We start from the raw sequence: 19,152 nt of genomic DNA on the forward strand, positions 1-19,152 counted from the left end.
ACCGCCGCCTGCGTTTCTCTTTCCAGATCAACGATTTCAAAGACCAAGACCGGAAAAACCGGCCCCACTGTTTAGCGCCGGTGAGCGGCGGAGGCGGCGATGTAGTCGCCCCGGTATTCCATGTCAAGCAGTTCTTTCTAGAAGAACCCTCTTCCGCAGCCCGCCCGGAGGCGAGTGAGGCGCGGTGTTTAGCGCCTCATTTTTCTGCGTCAAGTGGTTCTTTTTAAAGAAGAACCAGCCTCTGCAAGTCCACCTCGAAGGCGGCGGAGGCGGCTGTCCAAAGACCCGCTTCTCCGTATCAAACCGGGCTCTTCAGCCATTCCGGGGCGAAGGAAACCAAGGCTTCCAGGCCGCAGAAAACCGTCAGGAGAGGCCCGAGAGGCTTCCCTCTTTTCGTTCCGACGATTCGATCGAAGGCGCGGAACTTAACCGAACGGCCCTTTGGAAGCAAGAACGAACCGTTCCCTTTTCCTGATGGAGCAGAGAGACTTTCGTCGCTGCCGCCCCGGCGTCCGGCCCGTTTCCGAGCGAGGCGGGGATATACGCAGCGCCCCTTTTGTCCGCAATCGGAATCCGCATTTTTTGTGAAGTTTCTCGCAGACCCCGGATTGCTCAAAGCGTCACCGCGGAGGGCGCTATCCTGCCCCTATATATGTACGCAGGGATTCCGCCTCATGGGTGGCCTCGGCAATCTGGCACTTCACCACGTCGCCAATGGAGATCACCCCGGCCAATCGCCCGTCGCGTAGCACCGGCAGATGCCGGATTCGGCGGTCCGTCATCCGCTCCATCAGAATCGCAACGGTCTCTGCTGGCGCGGCGAACACCACGTCGGCACTCATATATGTAGAGACAGGGCGTTCCAGCGCGGCGATTCCGTCTGCGGCCACAGCGCGAACCACATCCCGCTCTGACAGCACACCCACCACCTTGTCTTCGTCACAGATGATCAGGGCTCCGACCCGCCTGCGATCCAGCTCGGCACAGGCATCGGACAGACGCAGATCCGGGCGGATGACAAAGACAGCCTCGCCCTTGTCCTTGAGAATCTCGGCGACCAGCATCGGCTTCCCCTCCCCGGGTATTGCGCGCGGCCGCGGACGGACCGCATCAGACGGGAGGGTCGCTCACATCCGCCCGAGAATCAAACTGATCCGGCTTCGGCGCAAACCAGGCGAACCACGGTCCGATCAGAAGCGCTCCCACCACATAGCCTATGGCGTGCGCCTCCCAGGCGATCTGGAGCCCACCCATACCGGGGACAAAGCCGATCAGACCGACAGCGGCATTCACCAGCATCAGTATCGCCGAGTTCGTCAGGAATCGCCTGTTTGTGAGCGGGACCGGCCCCCTCCCCCTTCGCCCAAGCAACCTCAGCGCCGCACCCATCATGCCGAACACCGCCCCTGAGGCTCCCAGAACCGGAACGGAACTATCCAGATAGAGCAGCCCATAGCCAACGGTCGCGACGGCACCACACATTATATAGAGCAGGAGAAAAACAGCGCCGCCCTTCGTTCCTGGGAACAGCCTGGCGACGGCCGGCGCAAAGGCCAGGGCCGCAAGCGCGTTCATGATGACATGACCCCACCCGGTGTGGACGAACATCGACGTCAGAACGCCGGGCCACCAGCCGCCGTCCACCAACGATGACGACCGGAACGCCAGCGAAAACCCTCCGTCCGGCAGCGTCGTCTGCAAAATATAGAGTGCAGGCATTGACGCGACCAGCAGCACCGCCACCAGCGGCGCATTGAAGATCGGCGGTTCGGAACGGTCGGTCAGGGCGTGTCTCCGGTCGGGTCAGAGCGCTGAATCACAACGATGTTCACCATGGCAAGCGGTTCTTAATAACCATGCTCCAGAGTGGCACACAGGGTCTTGTGCGACCCGCGTCGTTTTGGCCCGAGGATTGCTCATGTCCATCCGTTCCATCCTGCCCCTCGCGGCGGTCGCGCTGCTGGCGCTGCCCGCCGTGGCCGTCGCCCAGTCGGCAGGCTCCACTGGCATGGCCAACTACCAGTCCGGCTACGGCGGCTCGCGCTACACGACCAGCCAGGCCCAGACCGGCTCGACACGCGATGCCAACGGCAACCGTCTGATCGTTGACGGCCTGATCCAGTCCGGTGCCAGCGCCTATTCCCGCCAGTCGGGTGGCGTCGCTTCGGCCTATGCGGGTGCGGGCCAGGACGGAAACGGCACGGCCATTGGCGGCTCAACCGCCATCGGCAACAACCTGAACGTCGTGGTTCAGGGCAACAATAATGTGGTCATCGTCAACTCCCGTCAGGTCAACAACGGCAACGTCAACGCCGGGACCAGCCTGAACGGCACCCTGAGGCTTCCATGAGCGTAGGCTCCATCTCTCGCCGCCTTCGCGTGGCCAGCGTCGCCTGCGCGACAGCGGCCCTGCTCAGCGGCTGTATCTCGGCCACGGCCGATTCCAGCGGGCGCTATGCGACGCCGATCGGCAATGCGCCGGTCACCGCCAACCCGACCCCCTACTCGGCGGCCCTGTACTGCATGGCCGATTACGCGCGCCGCTATAACCTGCCCTCCCCGCGCATGGCCGTCGGCCGGATCAGCGACTACACCGGCACGGTCTCGGCCGACGGCGGCCGCCAGATCACTGGCGGTGCCTCCCTGATGGCCATGAGCGCCCTGGCCAAGTCCGGTGCTCACATCGTCGAACGTTATGACACCTCCGTCTCCGAGATGGAGCTGCGCTACGCCAACAACCGCCTGATCGGCGACCAGGCGGCAGAGGGTGGCGACACCGAATATCGCCGCATCATCGCCGGCCAGGTGCCGGGCTCCGACTTCTTCGTCGTCGGCGGCATCACCGAGGTGAACTACAACATCCGCTCGGGTGGCTTCGACGCGGCCGCCGGTCAGGTCGAGACAGGCACGCCGCTGTCCACGGCCTTCAGCGGCAAATCCTACGTCATGAACGTCGCCATCGACCTTCGTCTGGTCCAGACCCAGACGATGGAGGTCGTCGATGTCGTCTCCTATCAGAAGCAGATCATCGGCCGCGAAATCTCCGCCGGCGTCTTCGACTTCCTGAACGGCAACGTCTTCGACATCTCGGCGGGCGAAGGCGGGCTGGAACCCGTCCAGCTGGCGGTGCGAGCCCTGATCGAGCGCGCCACCGTCGAATTCATGGCCAATCTGTATGGCGCTCCGGGACCGGAGGTCTGCCTGTCGGCCGGACCCGACCCCTTGGGCGGTACGGTCGGCCCGACCGGCGGCTACTATCCCGCCTACCCCAACACGGACACGAACAATGGCGCAACACGAGCGGATCCGTCTCGCTGGCACGATGCTCGCGACGGCGATGTTCGCCGCAGTCGCTACTGACGCCTGCGCGCAAACGCCACCGCCGCCCACAGGCGAGGACGACAGCGTCGTCCTGAACAATCAGCTGCAACTGGGCGATGTCATCGCGGGCCAGACGCTGAACGTGGTCAATGCCCAGGAACAGGTCACGGTCACCACCGTCACCCAGGGCAACACCCTGACCGGTGCTGTCTACAACGGCAGCGTCACGGTCAGCTCGACGCAGGATATGCGCGGCGACTCGGTGGCTCGCACCGACATCAACGCCTCGGGCGACACCTATGGCGTGATCAATGCCACGACCCAGGCCGCCGGCAACTATCTCGCCGCCAGCGGCTACGGGGCCGACGTGACGCTGGACGCGACCCAGTCGAACACCGGCGGTCTGGTCAGCGCGACCACCGAGGTCGGTCCTGCGGGCTCGGCACGGCTGCTCGGCGGGGCCAACGTCAACGCCACGGCCATTTCCAACACCGTCGCGGCTTACGGCGAAGGGGCCTTTATCGACGGCTCCGTCGATCAGTCCTCCTCGGCTACCGTCCGCTCGTTCGGCCGTATCCAGGCACAATACATCCCCGCAACTGCAGGCGTGACCAGCCAGGCCATCGCCAATGCGGTCGAGGTCAACTCCGGCCAGACCTCCGGCCAGAACCTGACGATAGGCCAGCGCTCGACCGGCGATTTCATCGAAGCCGAAGCCAGCTCCAACGCCGGCAACGCCTGGGACCTGGCCGCCCGCGCCCGCGCCAGCGCCAACCAGGCCAATCTGTATAATCAGGGCGGCAGCGTCGTTGTCGCCTCGGATCAGCAGAACGGAAGCTTCGTCCGCTCCTCGGCCCTGACCACCGCCTTCGACTATGGTGCGACCACGGCCTCGTCGCGCGCCGCAGGCAACGATCTGTCGGTCGGCAACAACGACATCTATCTGGAGCTAGACAATACCCAGTTGAACACAGGCGGCGTCGATTCCACTGCCACCTTCAGCGGTACCAATGGCTACGACGTCTATGTCGGGGCCGACGCCGTGGGCAACACCGTCACCGGCTACGGCTGCTCGACCTGCAATGGCTATATGGAAGTCCGCAACACCCAGACCAACGAAGGTGACGTCTCCGCGACGGCCAACACCACCGTCGCCGGGTCGGGCCGCGCCGTGATCACGGGGGCCAATGCCACCGGCAACTCGGCGACCTTCTATGTCTCACGCCCCGGAAATTAACATTCGGTAACTTGCGTCAAGCGTCCTTGTCACCGAAAGGTGGCACAGGACCGTGACAACTTCTTGCCACAGTCCCAGACCTTGACCGGCGCGGCCTCATCGAAGGCCCCTGCGCCCTTCGGAAAGAGACTGTCTTATGCGTTCCCCTCGTCGCCTGCTTCTACTCGTCGCCGCCTCGGCCAGCGTCCTGATCACCGCCGCCCCGGCCCTGGCCCAGGCTCAGGCCCCCACCGATCCGTTCGCCCAGGCGACCAGCGACATTCCCGCAGACAGCAACGTCCGTTTCGGCACCCTGCCCAATGGCATGCAGTACGCCCTGCTGCGCAATGCGACGCCTCCCGGTCAGGCCAGCTTCCGACTGCGCATCGACGCCGGCTCTTTGATGGAAAATGAGGACCAGCTGGGTCTGGCTCACTTCATGGAGCACATGGCCTTCAACGGCACGACGAAGATCCCCGAGAACGACCTGCTGCGCATTCTCGAGCGTCTGGGCCTGGCCTTCGGTGCCGATACCAATGCCTACACCAGCTTCGACGAGACGGTGTACATGCTGGAACTGCCTCGGACGAACGACGAGACCGTCGACACCTCCCTGCGCATCATGCGTGAACAGGTCTCCGAAGCCCTGATGGCTCCAGAAGCCGTCGATGCCGAACGCGGCGTGATTGTCGGCGAAGAACGCCTGCGCAACACCCCTGGCCTGCGCTCCATCAAGGCCCAGATCGGCCTGCTGGCACCCGGCCAGCGCCTGGCCAATCGCCTGCCGATCGGCGACCTGAACATTATCCGCACGGCCCCCCGCGAGCGTTTCGTGGAATTCTACAACGGCTACTATCGCCCTGAACGCGCGACCTTCGTGGCCGTCGGCGACTTCGACGTCGACGTCATGGAAGCCAAGGTTCGCGCCGAGTTCAGCGAATGGCAGGGCAAGGGTCCCGCCGCCCCTGAACCCGATCTGGGCACCGTCGCCCCGCGTGAACCGGAAACCGCCATCCTGGTCGAGCCCGGCATTCAGTCCTCCATCCAGATCAACTGGACCCGCGCGCCGGACCGCAATCCCGACACTGTTTCAGAGCGTCGGCAAGACCTGTTGCGCAGCCTCGGCACAGCTGTCCTGAACCGCCGCCTGGGCGAACTGGCCCGCGCCGATAATCCGCCCTTCATCAGCGCCGGTGGCGGTGAAGGTGAACTGGCCGACAGTGTCGCGATCGCTTCAGTCTCCGCCCAGTTCAATCCCGGCGAATGGAAGCGGGCGCTGGAAACCATCGAGCAGGAGCAGCGCCGCCTGGTCCAGTACGGTGTTTCAGACGCCGAACTTCAGCGAGAAATCACGGAAAGTCGCACCGCGCTGGAGAACGCCGTCGCCGGTGCCGCCACGCGGCGCACGCCTGCTCTGGCTGGAGCCCTGGCCGGCTCGGTCAACGCCCAAACCGTCTTCACCGCGCCTCAGACCAATCTGGACCTGTTCAACGCTGCGACCGAAGGCCTGACCGCAGCCCAGGTCAATGAAGCCATCAAGCCTGTCTTCGAAGGTGGCGGCCCGCTGGCACTGGTCGTCACCCCCGTCGAGATCGAAGGCGGCGAAGCGGCCGTCACCGCGGCGTTAGAGGCTTCACGCCTTGTGCCCGTCGCCGCGCCCGCTGCTCAAGCTGACCTGGAGTGGCCCTATGCCGAGTTCGGTACCCCCGGCACGGTCGCCAGCCGTACCGAAATCGCCTCGGTCGGGGCCACGGTCGTCACCTTTGCCAATGGCGTGCGCCTGACGGTCAAGCCCACCGACTTCCGCGACGAACAGGTTCTGGTCAGCGTGCGCACCGGCATCGGCGAACTGGGCCTGCCTGTCGACCGTATCGAGCCTCAAGCTCTGTCACCGCTGGTCTTCGCGGCCGGTGGTCTGGGCAAGCTTACAGCGGACGAACTCAGCCGCGTCCTGAATGGCCGCATCTATTCGGCGGGCTATTCGCTGGACGGCGATTCCTACGTCCTGTCCGGTGCGACTCGGCCACAGGATCTGCAACTACAGACCCAGGTGCTGGCCGCCTATCTGACCGATCCGGGTCTGCGTCCTGCGCCGTTCCAGCAGATCAAGGCCTTCTTCCCCCAGATCATTGCCCAGCAGATGGCGACACCGGGTGGAGCCTTCGGCCTTCAGGCCTCCGAACTTCTGGCCAGCGGAGACAAGCGCGAAGCTGTGCCGACTGCAGAGGACATCGCAGGCTGGACCAATGAGGAGATGAGCGAGGGCGTTCGCCGGGGCCTGTCCACCGGCCCGATCGACATTGTCATGGTCGGCGACGTCACCGTCGATGATGCCATTGCCAGCATTGCCTCGACCTTCGGTGCCCTGCCTGCGCGTGGTCCCGACCTGGCCCCCGCGCCCGGGGCAGATCAGCGCCGCTTCCCGGCGGGTAACGCCGAGCCTGTCCGACTGACCCACAACGGTCCGGCCGAACAGACCCTGGCCTACATCGCCTGGCCGACGACGGACGCCGTCGACGATCGCACCGCCGCCCGTCAGGCCAGCATCCTGTCCGAAGTCCTCAAGCTGCGCGTTCTGGACGAGATCCGCGAGCGTCAGGCTCTGGCCTATTCGCCCGGCGTCGGTGCCAGCGCCTCGGACGTCTTCCCCGGCTATGGCTCCATCTCCATCCGGGCCGAGATCGCGTCCGACAAGGCCGACGCCTTCTGGACGGCCGTCAACGACATCGTCGCCAACCTGCGCGACACGCCGGTGACCGATGACGAACTGAACCGCGCTCGCCTGCCCGTAATCGAGACCCTGCGCCGCAGTCAGGCGGGTAATGAATACTGGCTGGGTCAACTGTCGGAGGTCGCCGAGAAGCCGGCCAATGTCGAGCAGACCCTCAGCCACATCTCGGACCTGGAGGCCATCACCCCGGCCGACATCCAGCGCCTCGCCCAGCAGTATCTGAAGTCGGATACCGCCTGGCGCGCGCTCGTCGTGTCCGCCAACCCGGCGACCGCTGCTGCTACACCTGCCGCCCAATAGGCAGGACAATCACTAGGACGAAAAAAGGCCCCGGTGGATCGCTCCACCGGGGCCAGTTCGTTTCTCAGGATCGTCGACGAAGCCGACGCTGTATCTCTAGGCCGGTGCGGCTGACCCGCACCTGAACGGGGCATTCACGCCCGTTCAGAATACCCGGCCACCCACGCCACCATCCAGGGTCATGGTCGCGCCGGACACCATGGCGGCGGCTTCCTCGACCCACTCTTCGCGGTAGTCCGTGTAGGTTTCCTCACGGAACATGGTCAGGATCTTCACCCCGGCCCCATAGCGGCGCAGCAGCGAACGCTCGTTGCAGTCGCGCTCGGCCTTCTGGGTCCGGCACTCGACCGTCCCGCCATTGCCGAACCACAGGGCCTGACCACGCTCGCAGCGCATGGTCTCGCCGTGGTCGAAATTGATGTCGCCCGAGTAGTCCGCGATTGTGGCCTGCAGATAGGTCCCGGCGAGGCAGCGATACAGCTCGCCCTCATAGTCCAGACCCACTTCGCGGCCCGCGCGAACCTGTGACGCCGCGTGCGGCACATTGCGCGCATCGATGCAGAAGGCCTGGATGACGACGCGCTTCTCGACCCGACGGCTCGCCTCGAAGGCCACGCGGTTGAGGCGACGTGTAACCCCACCCTCGACGTTCAAGCCGCTGATTGAGGTCGGATAGGGCTGATCGACCGTCACATAGGCGGAGCCGCCCCCACCCCCGCCGTAGAAGCCTCCGCCCGAGCGGGCACCGATGAAGCCACGGCCGGAGTTGGAGTTCGCATTGGAGTTGGCATTGCCGTTCGCATTGCCATTGGCGTTGACGTTCACATTGACGTTCACGCCGAAGTTCCCGCCGCCAAACGGCGGTGATGGCGGCTGGCCACAGCATGACGGGGGCGGAGGTGGCGGCGGCGGTGGTGGCGGGGGCTCACAGCACGGCGGCGGCGGGGGCTCGCAGCCTGCGCCGCATTGCGCCGCCGCCTTGTCGGCAAAGGCCGTCAGGGCGACGAAGCCCACCAGGGCCGGCAGCCATGTCTTGATCCGCACCCGCATGGGCCGACCCTCCAGAAATTTCGCACGCGCGCCGCAAGGGGTGCGGCGCTCCAGCCGGCATCAAGACAGCAAAAGCCTTTCATTTCCGTTGCCTTCGCACGGCCCCACTCCGGCGTAGGTCTTGCGACGCGGCAGCCGGAGGCCGTTTCGATGTTCCATGCCGACACACATTTGCTGATCGATCATTGGACGAGCCTGTCGCGCCGGCCATCGACCACGGCTGGCGTTCCAAATCGCAACAGCTTTCATCCCGATGCTATGGGCCTTCGCCTGCCCCGCCTGTTCATGGCCGAGATCAATGTGGGTGGCTGCAGACTGCGGACCGCCGGCAGCTGGATCGAGTCGTTCCACGGATTGACGCAGAAAGATCGTTCGCTGCTGACCCTGTGGCGCGAAACCTCGCACGCCATGGTCTCGGCCGCCTTGGCTCAGTGCATTCAGGAAGCGCGCCCCGTCGTCGTCAAGGCCGCCATCGGCCTGTCCGGTGACCTGATCGAGGTCACCCTGGCCCCCTTGCGCGGGCCTTCCGGCCAGATCGACCGCGTGGTCGGTCTTTACGCACCCCTTTCGACCCTGGCTTTTGGTGAAGGCGACAGCCGGTTGCTGACGGGTCGCGTCTGCATTGGCGTCGGCACGACAGGCCGCCCGCCCCTTAGCCTGGCCGCCATCCACGGCCGCCGCATCGCCTGAAACCCTTCCCTACTCTGACACCTCGGTCAGATCGTCGATGTAGCGCTTCCAGTTCTGGACGTAGTGCTGGGCCGACACCCTCAACGCTTCGATCTGGCCGGGCTCCAGTTCGCGCACCACCTTGCCGGGCTGACCCATGACCAGACTGTTGTCCGGGATCACCTTGCCCTCGGTGATCAGGGCATTGGCCCCGATCAGACAGTTTTTCCCGATCTTCGCCCGGCCCAGCACCACCGCGCCGATGCCAATCAGGGTGTTGTCCCCGATCTCGCAGCTGTGCAGCATCACCATATGGCCGACCGTGACCCCGTCGCCGATCGTCAGAGGCTCTCCGGGGTCTGAATGCAGCACGCTGCCATCCTGAATATTGGTGTCGCGCCCGATCGTGATCGGATCATTGTCGCCGCGCACGACCGCCCCGAACCAGATACTGGCGCCGGGCTTCAGAATCACGTCACCTGACACAGTCGCGTTCGGTGCAATCCAGTATTCGCCCTTTGGCGGAAGCTGCGGTTTCTTGTCCGCCAACGCATAAACCGTCATGAAATCATCACCTTATTCTTCGTCGATTGGGCGCTTTAACCCATCGTAAACCACGCTAGCATCATTCTGTTGATGCGATTCGTGGTCGCCATTTCGGCCCCGGATCCGAAACCGGATCAAGCCCGGTCCGGTCATAGCCCAAGGAGGACGCGCGTGACGCGTTCCGGTCGGCGGTCTTCTCCGCTGTCAGTCTCCCCCTCGATCAGAGGGCGTGTCTGTGACCCGGGCGGCGCTTGCGACTCCGTCCTCCACTTCCTCCCCACTGTCTCCCCAGGCGATGCTTTTGCGGCATCGCCTTTTTCATGCCTGAAGGAATGAGGCGTCCATGACCAAGCGTGCAGCCATCAAGCGACAGACCCGCGACACCGGCCGTGAACACGGTGTCCTGGATACCCGCCAGTTCATGGACGATGCCAAGGTGAGACGTCTGCCAACACACGCAGGCTGGTCGCCGCTTCCGTCCAATGACGACCGTGACCAGGCCTATCTGAAGACCCTCAAGCCCAAGTCCGAAGGTCAGGCCGAACTCATGGCGGCCATTGACCACCACAATCTGGTCCTGGCCCTCGGTCCGGCAGGCACGGGCAAGACCTACCTCGCCGTTGCCAAGGCCGTGGAGGCTCTGGAAGCCGGAAAGATCGGCCGCATCGTCCTCAGCCGTCCCGCTGTCGAGGCAGGCGAATCCATCGGCTTCCTGCCCGGCGACATGGAGGACAAGCTGGCCCCCTATCTGCGCCCGCTCTACGACGCCCTGTCCGATCGCCTGTCGATGAAGCGGGTCAAGGCCCTGATGGCCGAGGGGCTGATCGAGATCGCCCCCATCGGCTACATGCGCGGCCGCACGCTGAACAACGCCTTCATCGTCGTCGATGAGGCCCAGAACTGCACCTACGTCCAGCTCAAGATGCTGCTGACCCGCTTGGGCTGGCATTCGACCATGGTGGTCACCGGCGACCCGCAGCAGTCGGACCTCTTGCCCGGCATCTCCGGCCTGGCCGACATCGCCGAGCGACTGAAAGCCGTGCCCGACATCTCGGTCGTCAAACTGGCCGAGGGCGACATCGTCCGCCACCCGCTGGTTGCCTCAATGATCGGGGTGCTCTGACCGCAGCCTAGACCAGGTCGGTCACCTTCGGCCCGCTCGCGATCGAGGCCTCTGCAGCCTCGGCGCGGGCGATCCGTTGGGGATCCGGCGCGGCCCCCATCCGGTCGATCAGCTTGAACACGAACGGGTGAAGCGAAATCGACAGCAGGGCAGCAGCCAAGATCAGGTCGTGCGTCTCCTGGCTCATGGCCCCCAGGCTCATGCTCAGAGCGGCAAGGATGAAGCTGAACTCCCCGATCTGGGCCAGGGATGCCGCCACGGTCAGGCTGGTCTTGCGATCCAATTTGAAAGCCGTGGTGATGACCAGGGCTGCCACTGTCTTGCCAACGATGACGATGCCCAGCACGCCCAGAACGGCCCAGGGCTGCTGAACCAGGATCATGGGGTCGAACAGCATGCCGACCGAGACGAAGAACAGCACCGCGAACGCATCACGCAGCGGCAACGACCGCTCCGCCGCATTGTGCCCCAGCGGCGTTCCGTTCAGCACCAGCCCCGCCAGGAAGGCTCCCAGGGCGAACGAGTGGAATAGCTGATAGGCAATCCAGGCGATCCCCAGCGCAATGGCCAGGACCCCGAGCGTAAAAAGCTCCCGCGACTTGGTATGGGCGATCTTGATCAGCAGCCACGGCAGGACACGCCCGCCCACGATCAGCATGAAGGCCACGAACGCGCCCACCTTCACCAGGGTCCAGGCCATACTGAGCGCCAGCGGCCCGGCAGCGACCGCCTGACCTTCTGGAACGACCATCATGGGCAACATGACCAAGGCCAGGACGATCACCAGGTCCTCGACGATCAGCCATCCGACCGCAATACGCCCGATCTCGCCCTTGTTCTGCCGTCGTTCCTCCAGAGCCCGCATCAACACGACAGTCGATGCCACCGACAGGGCAAAACCCATCAGCAGGGCCTCGACGTCCGACATGCCCAGCACGAACCGGCCCAATAGCCAGCCCAGCACTATGGCTGAGGCGATCTGAACCAAAGCCCCCGGCACCGCGACCTTGCGGACCTTCATCAGATCCTTCGGCGAGAAATGCAGCCCGACGCCGAACATCAACAGGATGACACCGATCTCGGCCAGCTGCGGAGCCAGTTCAGGGTCGGCCACAAAGCCGATCGTATGCGGTCCGACCGCAATCCCCGCCACCAGATAGCCGACCAGCGGTGAGAGCTTCAGCCGGTTCGCCAACATGCCGAAGATGAAGGCCAGCACGAAGCCGCCGACCAGGATCAGAATCAGGCTGTCGGCATGCGGCATCGGCGCTCCTTCGATATGGGCAGAGAATTACTCGGTTGTTTAAGCGCTACATTTGGGGCGATGCCGACCTGACGGCAACCCTTTCTGGCCGGGAAACCGCTTCTCAACGCGATCGCACCGTGCATTTCCGCGCTTTTTGCCTCTTCGCGGGCTGCGACGGGGCTGCTAACCGGAGCGCTTCACAATTCAGCGGCCCGAATGAAAATCCCACGCATCGCCTATGCCGCCTTCGGCCTGGCCCTCTTCATCGTCATTTTCGACCAGCTGACCAAGGCCTGGATCATTTCAGGCCTGGACTTGCAGGAGATGGGGCAGGTCACCGTCCTGCCGCCGATCTTCAACCTGACCTGGGTCGAAAACCGCGGCGTCAGTTTCGGCCTGTTCGGCGACGGCTCGGCCCGCTGGTATCTGAGCGTCTTCTCGATCCTCGTAGCCGGAGCCCTGGGCTGGTGGGCTCTGAAGGCCGACCGCCGCCTGCTGATCGCCGCCATCGGTCTGGTCATGGGCGGGGCCATCGGCAATGTTATCGACCGGATCCGGTTTGGCTTCGTCGTCGACTTTCTGGATTTCTCTGGCACGGGGTTCTTCCCCTGGGTCTTCAACGTCGCGGACAGCGCCATTTCCGTCGGTGTCGTCCTGCTGATCTGGGACAGTCTGCGCAGCGAACAGGCGGCCAAGGTTGGCGGCGCCGCCGAAAAGTCGTAATCAAACGCTTCATCCACGGTCTGACATGCGCCCGCCTTGGCTGCGCGATCCAGTCCGACACCGAGAGTGACCATGCGCCTTCGTACCCTGACTATCCTGACCGTAGCCGCGTCCACCCTGGCATTGGGGGCATGCAGCACCCTGTCGCGCAGCGTTGGTCTGGCCAAGGTCACCCCGGACGAGTTCCTGACGGTTTCCACCGCCCCCCTGACGGTGCCGCCGGAGTACGGCCTGACGCCGCCGGCACCGGGTCAGCCCCGCCCTCAGGAACTGGCTCCTGAATCGGCAGCACGCCAGATCCTTCTGGGTCAGCGCCAGGCCGTGACCCGCTCGGCCGGTGAACAGATTCTGGTGGCCCAGGCCGGCGGTGACCGCGCCGATCCCCTCGCCCGCTATGTCGTGGACGATGAGTTCGGCGATCTCGCGCACAAGGAATCGGGCTGGGCCGACCGCATCATGTTCTGGCGTCGTGAAGACCCCGCCAGCCAGGCCGCCACAACAACCCAGACCGCCGACGGTGCCGTCGTCATCGACCCCGCCACCGAATACGCACGTTATCAAGCCCTGGTCGGCAACTCGGGTATCAGCATCGCCCCGCGCCGCGACAGCGGGTTCAAGCTGCCCGGCCTCTGAGCCAGACATTACGCACGACAGAATCAGGCCCGGACGCCACGCGTTCGGGCCTGATTTGATTCTCAGCCCTTGGTCGCCCCAGCCCTCAAGCCCCGCTCAGCCAAGGCCACGATCCCGACACCGCCCATGGTCAGGGCGGCTCCGACCAGTATCTGCGTCGTCAGCACATCGCCCATGAAACCCCAGCCGATCAGGATGGACACCACCGGCGTGGCCAGCAGATAAGGCGTCACCCGTCCCGCTTCGCGTTTCTGGACCAGCCAGAACACCAGGGTCGTGGCCAGCACCGACGACACCAGTCCGGCCCAGATTACACAGGCCCAGACCAGAGCGTCGGCCTGCTGGACCGCCTGCCACTGGCCCGTTTCAAACACCGCCGAGGCAAAAGCCAGCGACGGCAGCGCCACCAGCGCCAGCAGACCTTGCATCTTCAGTGGCGGGATCGAGGTGGTCCGGCGCGCAATGACTGTGGTCAGGGCCCAGGCGCAACTGGCCGCGATCGCCACCAGAATAGCCTTCCAGTCCTCGATCGCATGCGGATCCAGCGTCATCCAGGCCACACCGGCAAAGGCAACGCCCATGCCGATCAGGGCAAACCTGGACAGTCGCTCCCCCAGCAACAGGAAGGCAAAAAGTGCGGTAAACGGCACCCAAAGTTGGGCCGCGACCGACACCGGACTGACGTCCTGGGCCAGCCAGAACGCCAGGTAGATCAGGCCATAGTGCAATGGCCCGCCCACGCCCACGATGATCAGCAGGCTCTTCCAGTTGGGAAAGGGTGGCCGCACGAACGGGATCAGACAGGCCGCCGCCAGGGCAAAACGCATTGCCCCCATCAGCAGCGGCGGCAGGGTTTCGGTCCCCAGCTTGGCCGCGGCATTGTTGACGCCCCAGATCACGACCACCGCGACAATGGCGGCGATCTCGACAAGGGTCAGCGGACTGTGCGGCTTGTCGGGCGTGATCATAGGGACGGCATAGCGCGGCCTGCACCGTGCCGCCCATCACATCGGGTTAGGGGGTGTGACGCCTGTCTGGCTTCAGAACGGAATATCGTCGTTCAGGTCGTAGCTTTCCTTGGGACCGCTCGGCTTGTTCGCTCCGCCGGTCGAAAAGCCCGACGAATAGTCATCGTCGCCGCGCGATCCACCGCCACCGCCGCCGCCGCCCGAGCCACCGCCATCACGGCCGCCCAGCATGGTCAGTTCACCGCGGAACTTCTGCAGGACGATCTCGGTCGTGTATTTCTCGACGCCCGCCTGCTCATATTTCCGCGTCTGCAGCGAGCCCTCGATATAAACGGTCGAGCCCTTCTTCAGATAGTTCTCGGCCACCTTGACGATGTTCTCGTTGAAGATGACCACGCGGTGCCACTCGGTCTTTTCCTTGCGCTCGCCGGTCGACTTGTCGCGCCAGCTCTCGGACGTCGCCAGCGACAGGTTGGCGACGCGCTCGCCGGAGTTGAGGGTGCGGATTTCCGGGTCCTTGCCCAGATTGCCGACCAGAATAACCTTGTTGACGCTACCCGCCATGACCGAATTTCCTGTTGTTGCCGTTAAGACGCAATCACCGATCGCGCCTGTATGTTCTTTTTTTGTTCACGCCGTCAAGGTGCGGGTGCGAGTGCCGCCGGGCGTTGTTCGATCGTCCCGGGTACGGCCAGTCGCCCGTCGCCCGTGCGCGCCATCATGAAATACCGCGTACCGTTCAGCGTCTGGGCCCGGCGTGCGCCCGAGGAGTCGAGAAACAGGAAGCTGCCCTGATAGGCTCCGATCAATTCCGTGCGGGTCCCCCCCAGGTTCAGGAAGCGCTGACGCACTTCCTCCAGGCGCGCGGCGCAATATTCGATCTGCGGCTGGTTGTCGGCCACCTTATTGAATACGGGATCGGAGCCCTCCTCACCCAGTTCGACGACATAGCAGACGCCCTGATCAAACGGGGCCTTGATATCTTTCTCGCAGGCGGCCAGCCCAAACGCCCCGATCCCCAAGGCGACGGCGGTCATGAATGCGGGCTTCATCAGCGCAACTCCGGAAACTGACAACTGCGGTCCTGCTCGACCAGGGTGCTGAAACGGCTGTTGTCGGCGGATTGTTCAACCCGGCCGGCAACCAGACGCACGGTGGTATCCCCCCAGCGGCCGTACTGAGCGTCACCCGGACGCACGCAGGTTCCCGAATACAGCGCCTGGACGCAGGCCTCCAGGCTCATGTTGTTCGAAAGCGACCGCCAGTCAGAGCCGGTGTGGCGCAGGCAGGCGCTGCCAACGCGCGTCGGTCGGCTGGCCGGCCGCTCCGGTTCGGTCACATCGACAGGATAAGGCTCCAGCTCGATCACAGGAAGGTCTTCCACAGGCGGTGGGCCCGCAGGCGGCACGAAGGCGGCCGCCTGGCCGCTCTGGTCAATGCCGACATCCATGGCCTCGGTCGCCAGGCCGTTCTGACGGGCACAGTCCGCCAGATTGGCCATGCCGACGAACTGTCCATTGACGAAACAGCGCAGCTCCCGCTCGGAATCGAGGCCCGGCGCATCCGCGACATCGATGGTCAGCCCGCCTTGGGCGGCCGGGGGCGGTGTCGCAGGCTCGTCGCGGCCGCCGTTCAGCAACAGAGCGATCACCACGGCCGCTATGATCGCTATGCCAGCGCCGATCGCGATCAGGATGCGGTTGTCTTGGGGCATTCGGCACTCACGTGGGACAGGCCCCCAATAACCCTGCCCGACCCCGATGCGTCAACGCTGTTCGCAGACTATCCCGTTTATCCGGTCAATCTGGCGAGTGCCGCCTGATAGTTGGCCAGTTGCGCCGTCAGATAGGCCGGCGCCTGCCCGACCGGCTTGGCCGTTGTCGTCGTGGGGTCCAGCGCCCTGTAAGCGTCGCGCACCGCCTTCATCGCCGCCTGAAGCTTCTCACCCGACGCCTTGATCGCTTCTGGACTGCCCAGGTTCATGCCGCCCGTCAGATTCAGCCCGAAGGTGCGAATGATGTCTTCGCCTGTCGTCGCGCCGATATAGCCTTGTGACAGGCCCAGGCCAGCCAGCGCGTCGCGGCCTGTTTCCCCGGCCGTCAACATCGCCCCGGTCGACCCATCACGCGCCGTGATCGTCAGCCGCTGCAAACCGGCGAACAGGGCCGATGGCGTATCCCCCGCCTGGGCCTTGGCGGTTTCTGTCGTGAGCGTGACCTTCAGCTTGCGATTGGACGCCTGCTCGATCTTTCGCGCGAGGGATTGCAGGGTGTCGCGGGCATCAATGGTCACCGCCACCTGCCGCCCGCCGTCCGCGCCCGAAACATAGAACCGGTCGCCAACCCTCAGCGATGTCGCGTCAGTCAGCGTCTTGGAGCCACCCTGGTCGATCTCGCCCTGCGGCAGGCCCAGCCGATCCAGAATGCTGGCTCCGTCCTTGGCGACAGCCAGGGTCAGGGGGGCGGCCTGGGCCCCATTGCCCTCCCAGTCCCTGCGCCACTCTTCGGCCCCGGTCTGGGCATCGATGCGGGCCAGATAGGCCTTGGTCGGATCGGTCTCCTTGGCCCCCTCGGGCCTGTCGGCCACGCCCGTCACCCAGACCTTGCCGTCGACGACCTTCACATCCGCCGCCGTGTCGTTTCCGGCGGTGCCCACATAGGTCAGCCGGTCCTGCCCCGACGCTGCCAGATAGCCCTGCAACACTGCAACGAAGGCGTCCGTGCCGCCGTGATGGGCCGTATTGACCGTGCCGATGTCCAGGGCCGCATTGCGCGTCGTGCCGGTCAGGATCACCTGGCCATTGGACACCGAAATACCTGCGATCTCGCCACTGGCCGAGCCCAGATCGCGCGACGACACCAGCGTCGGCTTGCCGCCGGCATCCAGGCTGAAGTGTCGCACGATCATCTTGCCGTTCTCGACACCGGCGGAATACAGGTTGGCCCCGTCCACCGCGATGGCGTCCACACCGTCGGTCCCGTTGGTGCCGAACTGCTGCACGCCCGCGCTGGTTGCCACGACGGGCGCATAGATGTGTGCCTGGGTCTCGCTGAAGGCCTGGACATAGCCGTCCCAACCGCCTTGGGCGACGCCGCCGGTCATGGCGCTCTGGGCGCGCCCGGCCACATAGACCATCCCATCGGCACCGAAGCTGACGGCCGTCGCCTCATCGGCCGCCCGCGCCCCGCGTCGCTGGGTCCAGATCTCCTTGCCCTCGGCGTCGAACATCGTGACGAAGCTGTCGGCCACGCCTGCCACATCGCCGCTCTTGCCCGGCTCCAGTGCCCCCGTCACCGAGCCTGCCACCGCGACCCTGCCGTCCGCATCGACCGCGATCGCATAGCCGCTGGCCGTCGAAGCCGCACCCAGCGTCTGGGTCGAGACGACGCGCCCGGCCGAATCGATCTTCATCAGGGCCACATCCTTCTGGCCCTTGATCGGCTGGTTGCCCGGCCCGGCTTCCAGATCTGCGACCAGCCACAGCGACCCGTCCGGGCCTGTGGCGCTGGCCCGGACGGTCTCTACGCCCGCTGGCAAGGCCGTCTGTCCTGCCCTGCCCGGTACCCAATAGGTTTCACCCGGACGCGCCACGGCATCCGGCGCAGTCCCGCCCGTGTCGGTCTGGAACTTCAGCACCTGCTGGCCGCCCGTCGTCCCGCTGGCCTGCACGACGTAGACGGCGTCCGCCCGCTCGCCTGCGGAGAAGCTGACAGTCTCGCCAACACTTCCCCGCACGACCAGCGCAAACTGATCGGGTCCGGGTGGCAGGGTGACCGGCTTGCCGCCCACCGTCACCGTCTTGGGGGCCACGGGGACCAGTTCGCGCCCGACACGGGTCTCAAAGCCGGCGGCCTGCAGCTTGCCGTTGATGTGGTTCAGCACCGCCGTCAGCGTGCGTGGGGTTGCCCCCATCTCGGCCAGATCGATGGACACGGTAGCGTCGCTGTTCGAACGCTTGATCCCGATATTGAACTTCACATCGCCCGCGAAAGCAGGGCTCAGCGCATCTGGCGAACCCTCGTGGATCGGGCCAGTCACGGACACGGCACTGTCGCGCGACACCGCCGCCGTCGTCTTGCTGGTCGCACCCGCCGTCCCTTGCGCCAGACGTATGCCGTCGAAGTCTGCCGAGGTGAGCCAGGATCCTATCTCGCTCAGACCAGAGGCGAACCGCTTGTCCAGTTGGCTCAGTTCCAGGCTACTCACCCCCTTGGTCGCGGCGCGATTGGTCAGGGCGTTCAGGGTATCCAGACCCTGATACAGGGCGAACAGCTTCTTGTAGTCCGCCGACGCCGACCGGACGTCCAGTTGGGCTGCATCCTCGTTGATCAGCTTGCGACCGCCCAGTGCCGCCCGTACCAGATCGCTGGCCTTTGGGGCCTCCACCGTCGTGGACCAGGGCGGAGTGGGCTGCCTGTTCGCTGCCGCATTCGGCGCAGCCGTCGATATGGACGAAAACGTCGTAGCCGACGTGCCCCCGAACAGGCCCAGCAGATAGCTGTTGTTGATCACAGACCGCGTCTCCGTCGGCCAGTCTGGAACCTTGGGGGTAACATGGACTTAACGACCCACAGGAATCGCATACCAGCCCTCTGGCGACACACAGCCCGACTCAGCTAACAAGGG

Annotated in this window: 18 protein-coding genes and 1 pseudogene; 9 read left to right on the top strand and 10 right to left on the bottom strand. The window is 64.9% G+C overall.

The genetic code is table 11. The features are described from left to right. A pseudogene (locus WC585_RS09715) lies at positions 1-227 on the top strand (hypothetical protein); the annotation flags it as partial. Between the two features lie 408 nt (positions 228-635). Here the strand turns inward: WC585_RS09715 and WC585_RS09720 are convergent. After that, positions 636-1,064 (bottom strand): CBS domain-containing protein, encoded by a 429-nt coding sequence (locus WC585_RS09720; protein WP_373257697.1) that lies wholly within the window; start codon positions 1,062-1,064, stop codon positions 636-638. A 46-nt stretch (positions 1,065-1,110) separates the two neighbouring features. Beyond that, positions 1,111-1,743, bottom strand: a complete 633-nt coding sequence (locus WC585_RS09725; protein ID WP_373257698.1) for a rhomboid family intramembrane serine protease — start codon at positions 1,741-1,743, stop codon at positions 1,111-1,113. 175 nt (positions 1,744-1,918) lie between these two features. Between WC585_RS09725 and hfaA the strand changes: the two genes are divergently transcribed. The 4 genes from hfaA to WC585_RS09745 all read left to right on the top strand — a co-directional run bounded on the left by hfaA (position 1,919) and on the right by WC585_RS09745 (position 7,568). Then, positions 1,919-2,350 carry a holdfast anchoring protein HfaA gene (hfaA, locus tag WC585_RS09730; RefSeq protein ID WP_373257700.1) on the top strand — a complete coding sequence of 144 codons (432 nt, stop codon included), beginning with the start codon at positions 1,919-1,921 and terminating at the stop codon, positions 2,348-2,350. Then, entirely contained in the window at positions 2,347-3,360 is a 1,014-nt protein-coding gene (hfaB, locus tag WC585_RS09735) for a holdfast anchoring protein HfaB (protein WP_373257702.1), read from the top strand. Before hfaA ends, hfaB begins: the two co-directional genes overlap by 4 nt. Next, on the top strand, positions 3,287-4,558 hold the full coding sequence (gene hfaD, locus WC585_RS09740) for a holdfast anchor protein HfaD (protein WP_373257705.1): 1,272 nt from the start codon (positions 3,287-3,289) through the stop codon (positions 4,556-4,558). The genes hfaB and hfaD overlap by 74 nt, the downstream gene beginning before the upstream one ends. 136 nt (positions 4,559-4,694) lie before the next feature. Next, the gene (locus WC585_RS09745) at positions 4,695-7,568 is read left to right on the top strand and encodes a M16 family metallopeptidase (protein WP_373257707.1); all 2,874 of its coding nucleotides are present in this window, start codon (positions 4,695-4,697) and stop codon (positions 7,566-7,568) included. A 144-nt stretch (positions 7,569-7,712) separates the two neighbouring features. On the opposite strand, the gene WC585_RS09750 is transcribed toward WC585_RS09745, so the two are convergent. After that, positions 7,713-8,618 (bottom strand): hypothetical protein, encoded by a 906-nt coding sequence (locus WC585_RS09750; protein WP_373257709.1) that lies wholly within the window; start codon positions 8,616-8,618, stop codon positions 7,713-7,715. Positions 8,619-8,768: 150 nt separating this feature from the next. Here WC585_RS09750 and WC585_RS09755 point away from each other — a divergent pair, with 150 nt between their 5' ends. Continuing rightward, positions 8,769-9,308 (top strand): PAS domain-containing protein, encoded by a 540-nt coding sequence (locus WC585_RS09755; protein WP_373257711.1) that lies wholly within the window; start codon positions 8,769-8,771, stop codon positions 9,306-9,308. A gap of 9 nt (positions 9,309-9,317) precedes the next feature. Here WC585_RS09755 and WC585_RS09760 read toward each other — a convergent pair whose 3' ends face one another. After that, on the bottom strand, positions 9,318-9,851 hold the full coding sequence (locus WC585_RS09760; protein WP_373257713.1) for a gamma carbonic anhydrase family protein: 534 nt from the start codon (positions 9,849-9,851) through the stop codon (positions 9,318-9,320). 325 nt (positions 9,852-10,176) lie between these two features. Here WC585_RS09760 and WC585_RS09765 point away from each other — a divergent pair, with 325 nt between their 5' ends. Then, positions 10,177-10,956, top strand: coding sequence for a PhoH family protein (locus WC585_RS09765; protein WP_373257715.1), 780 nt, complete (start codon positions 10,177-10,179; stop codon positions 10,954-10,956). A gap of 7 nt (positions 10,957-10,963) precedes the next feature. Here the strand turns inward: WC585_RS09765 and WC585_RS09770 are convergent, their stop codons facing one another. Continuing rightward, positions 10,964-12,220 carry a cation:proton antiporter gene (locus WC585_RS09770; protein ID WP_373257716.1) on the bottom strand — a complete coding sequence of 419 codons (1,257 nt, stop codon included), beginning with the start codon at positions 12,218-12,220 and terminating at the stop codon, positions 10,964-10,966. A gap of 198 nt (positions 12,221-12,418) precedes the next feature. Between WC585_RS09770 and lspA the strand changes: the two genes are divergently transcribed. Beyond that, positions 12,419-12,925 carry a signal peptidase II gene (gene lspA, locus WC585_RS09775; protein ID WP_373257717.1) on the top strand — a complete coding sequence of 169 codons (507 nt, stop codon included), beginning with the start codon at positions 12,419-12,421 and terminating at the stop codon, positions 12,923-12,925. A 72-nt stretch (positions 12,926-12,997) separates the two neighbouring features. Then, positions 12,998-13,558 carry a DUF3035 domain-containing protein gene (locus WC585_RS09780; protein ID WP_373257718.1) on the top strand — a complete coding sequence of 187 codons (561 nt, stop codon included), beginning with the start codon at positions 12,998-13,000 and terminating at the stop codon, positions 13,556-13,558. Positions 13,559-13,620: 62 nt separating this feature from the next. On the opposite strand, the gene WC585_RS09785 is transcribed toward WC585_RS09780, so the two are convergent. From WC585_RS09785 to WC585_RS09805, 5 genes are all read right to left on the bottom strand, one after another. After that, complete coding sequence (locus WC585_RS09785; protein ID WP_373257720.1) at positions 13,621-14,526, bottom strand: DMT family transporter; 906 nt, start codon at positions 14,524-14,526, stop codon at positions 13,621-13,623. A gap of 72 nt (positions 14,527-14,598) precedes the next feature. Next, positions 14,599-15,090, bottom strand: a complete 492-nt coding sequence (gene ssb, locus WC585_RS09790) for a single-stranded DNA-binding protein (RefSeq protein ID WP_373257722.1) — start codon at positions 15,088-15,090, stop codon at positions 14,599-14,601. 74 nt (positions 15,091-15,164) lie between these two features. Then, a complete protein-coding gene (locus WC585_RS09795) occupies positions 15,165-15,578 on the bottom strand; it encodes a hypothetical protein (protein WP_373257724.1) in 414 nt (137 codons plus the stop codon). Then, complete coding sequence (locus WC585_RS09800) at positions 15,578-16,240, bottom strand: hypothetical protein (protein ID WP_373257725.1); 663 nt, start codon at positions 16,238-16,240, stop codon at positions 15,578-15,580. Before WC585_RS09800 ends, WC585_RS09795 begins: the two co-directional genes overlap by 1 nt. 77 nt (positions 16,241-16,317) lie before the next feature. Continuing rightward, positions 16,318-19,038, bottom strand: a complete 2,721-nt coding sequence (locus tag WC585_RS09805) for a transcriptional regulator (RefSeq protein WP_373257727.1) — start codon at positions 19,036-19,038, stop codon at positions 16,318-16,320. Positions 19,039-19,152: the final 114 nt, after the last annotated feature.

The organism is Brevundimonas sp., assembly GCF_041648055.1.
In the GTDB taxonomy this organism is placed as follows: Bacteria; Pseudomonadota; Alphaproteobacteria; order Caulobacterales; family Caulobacteraceae; genus Brevundimonas.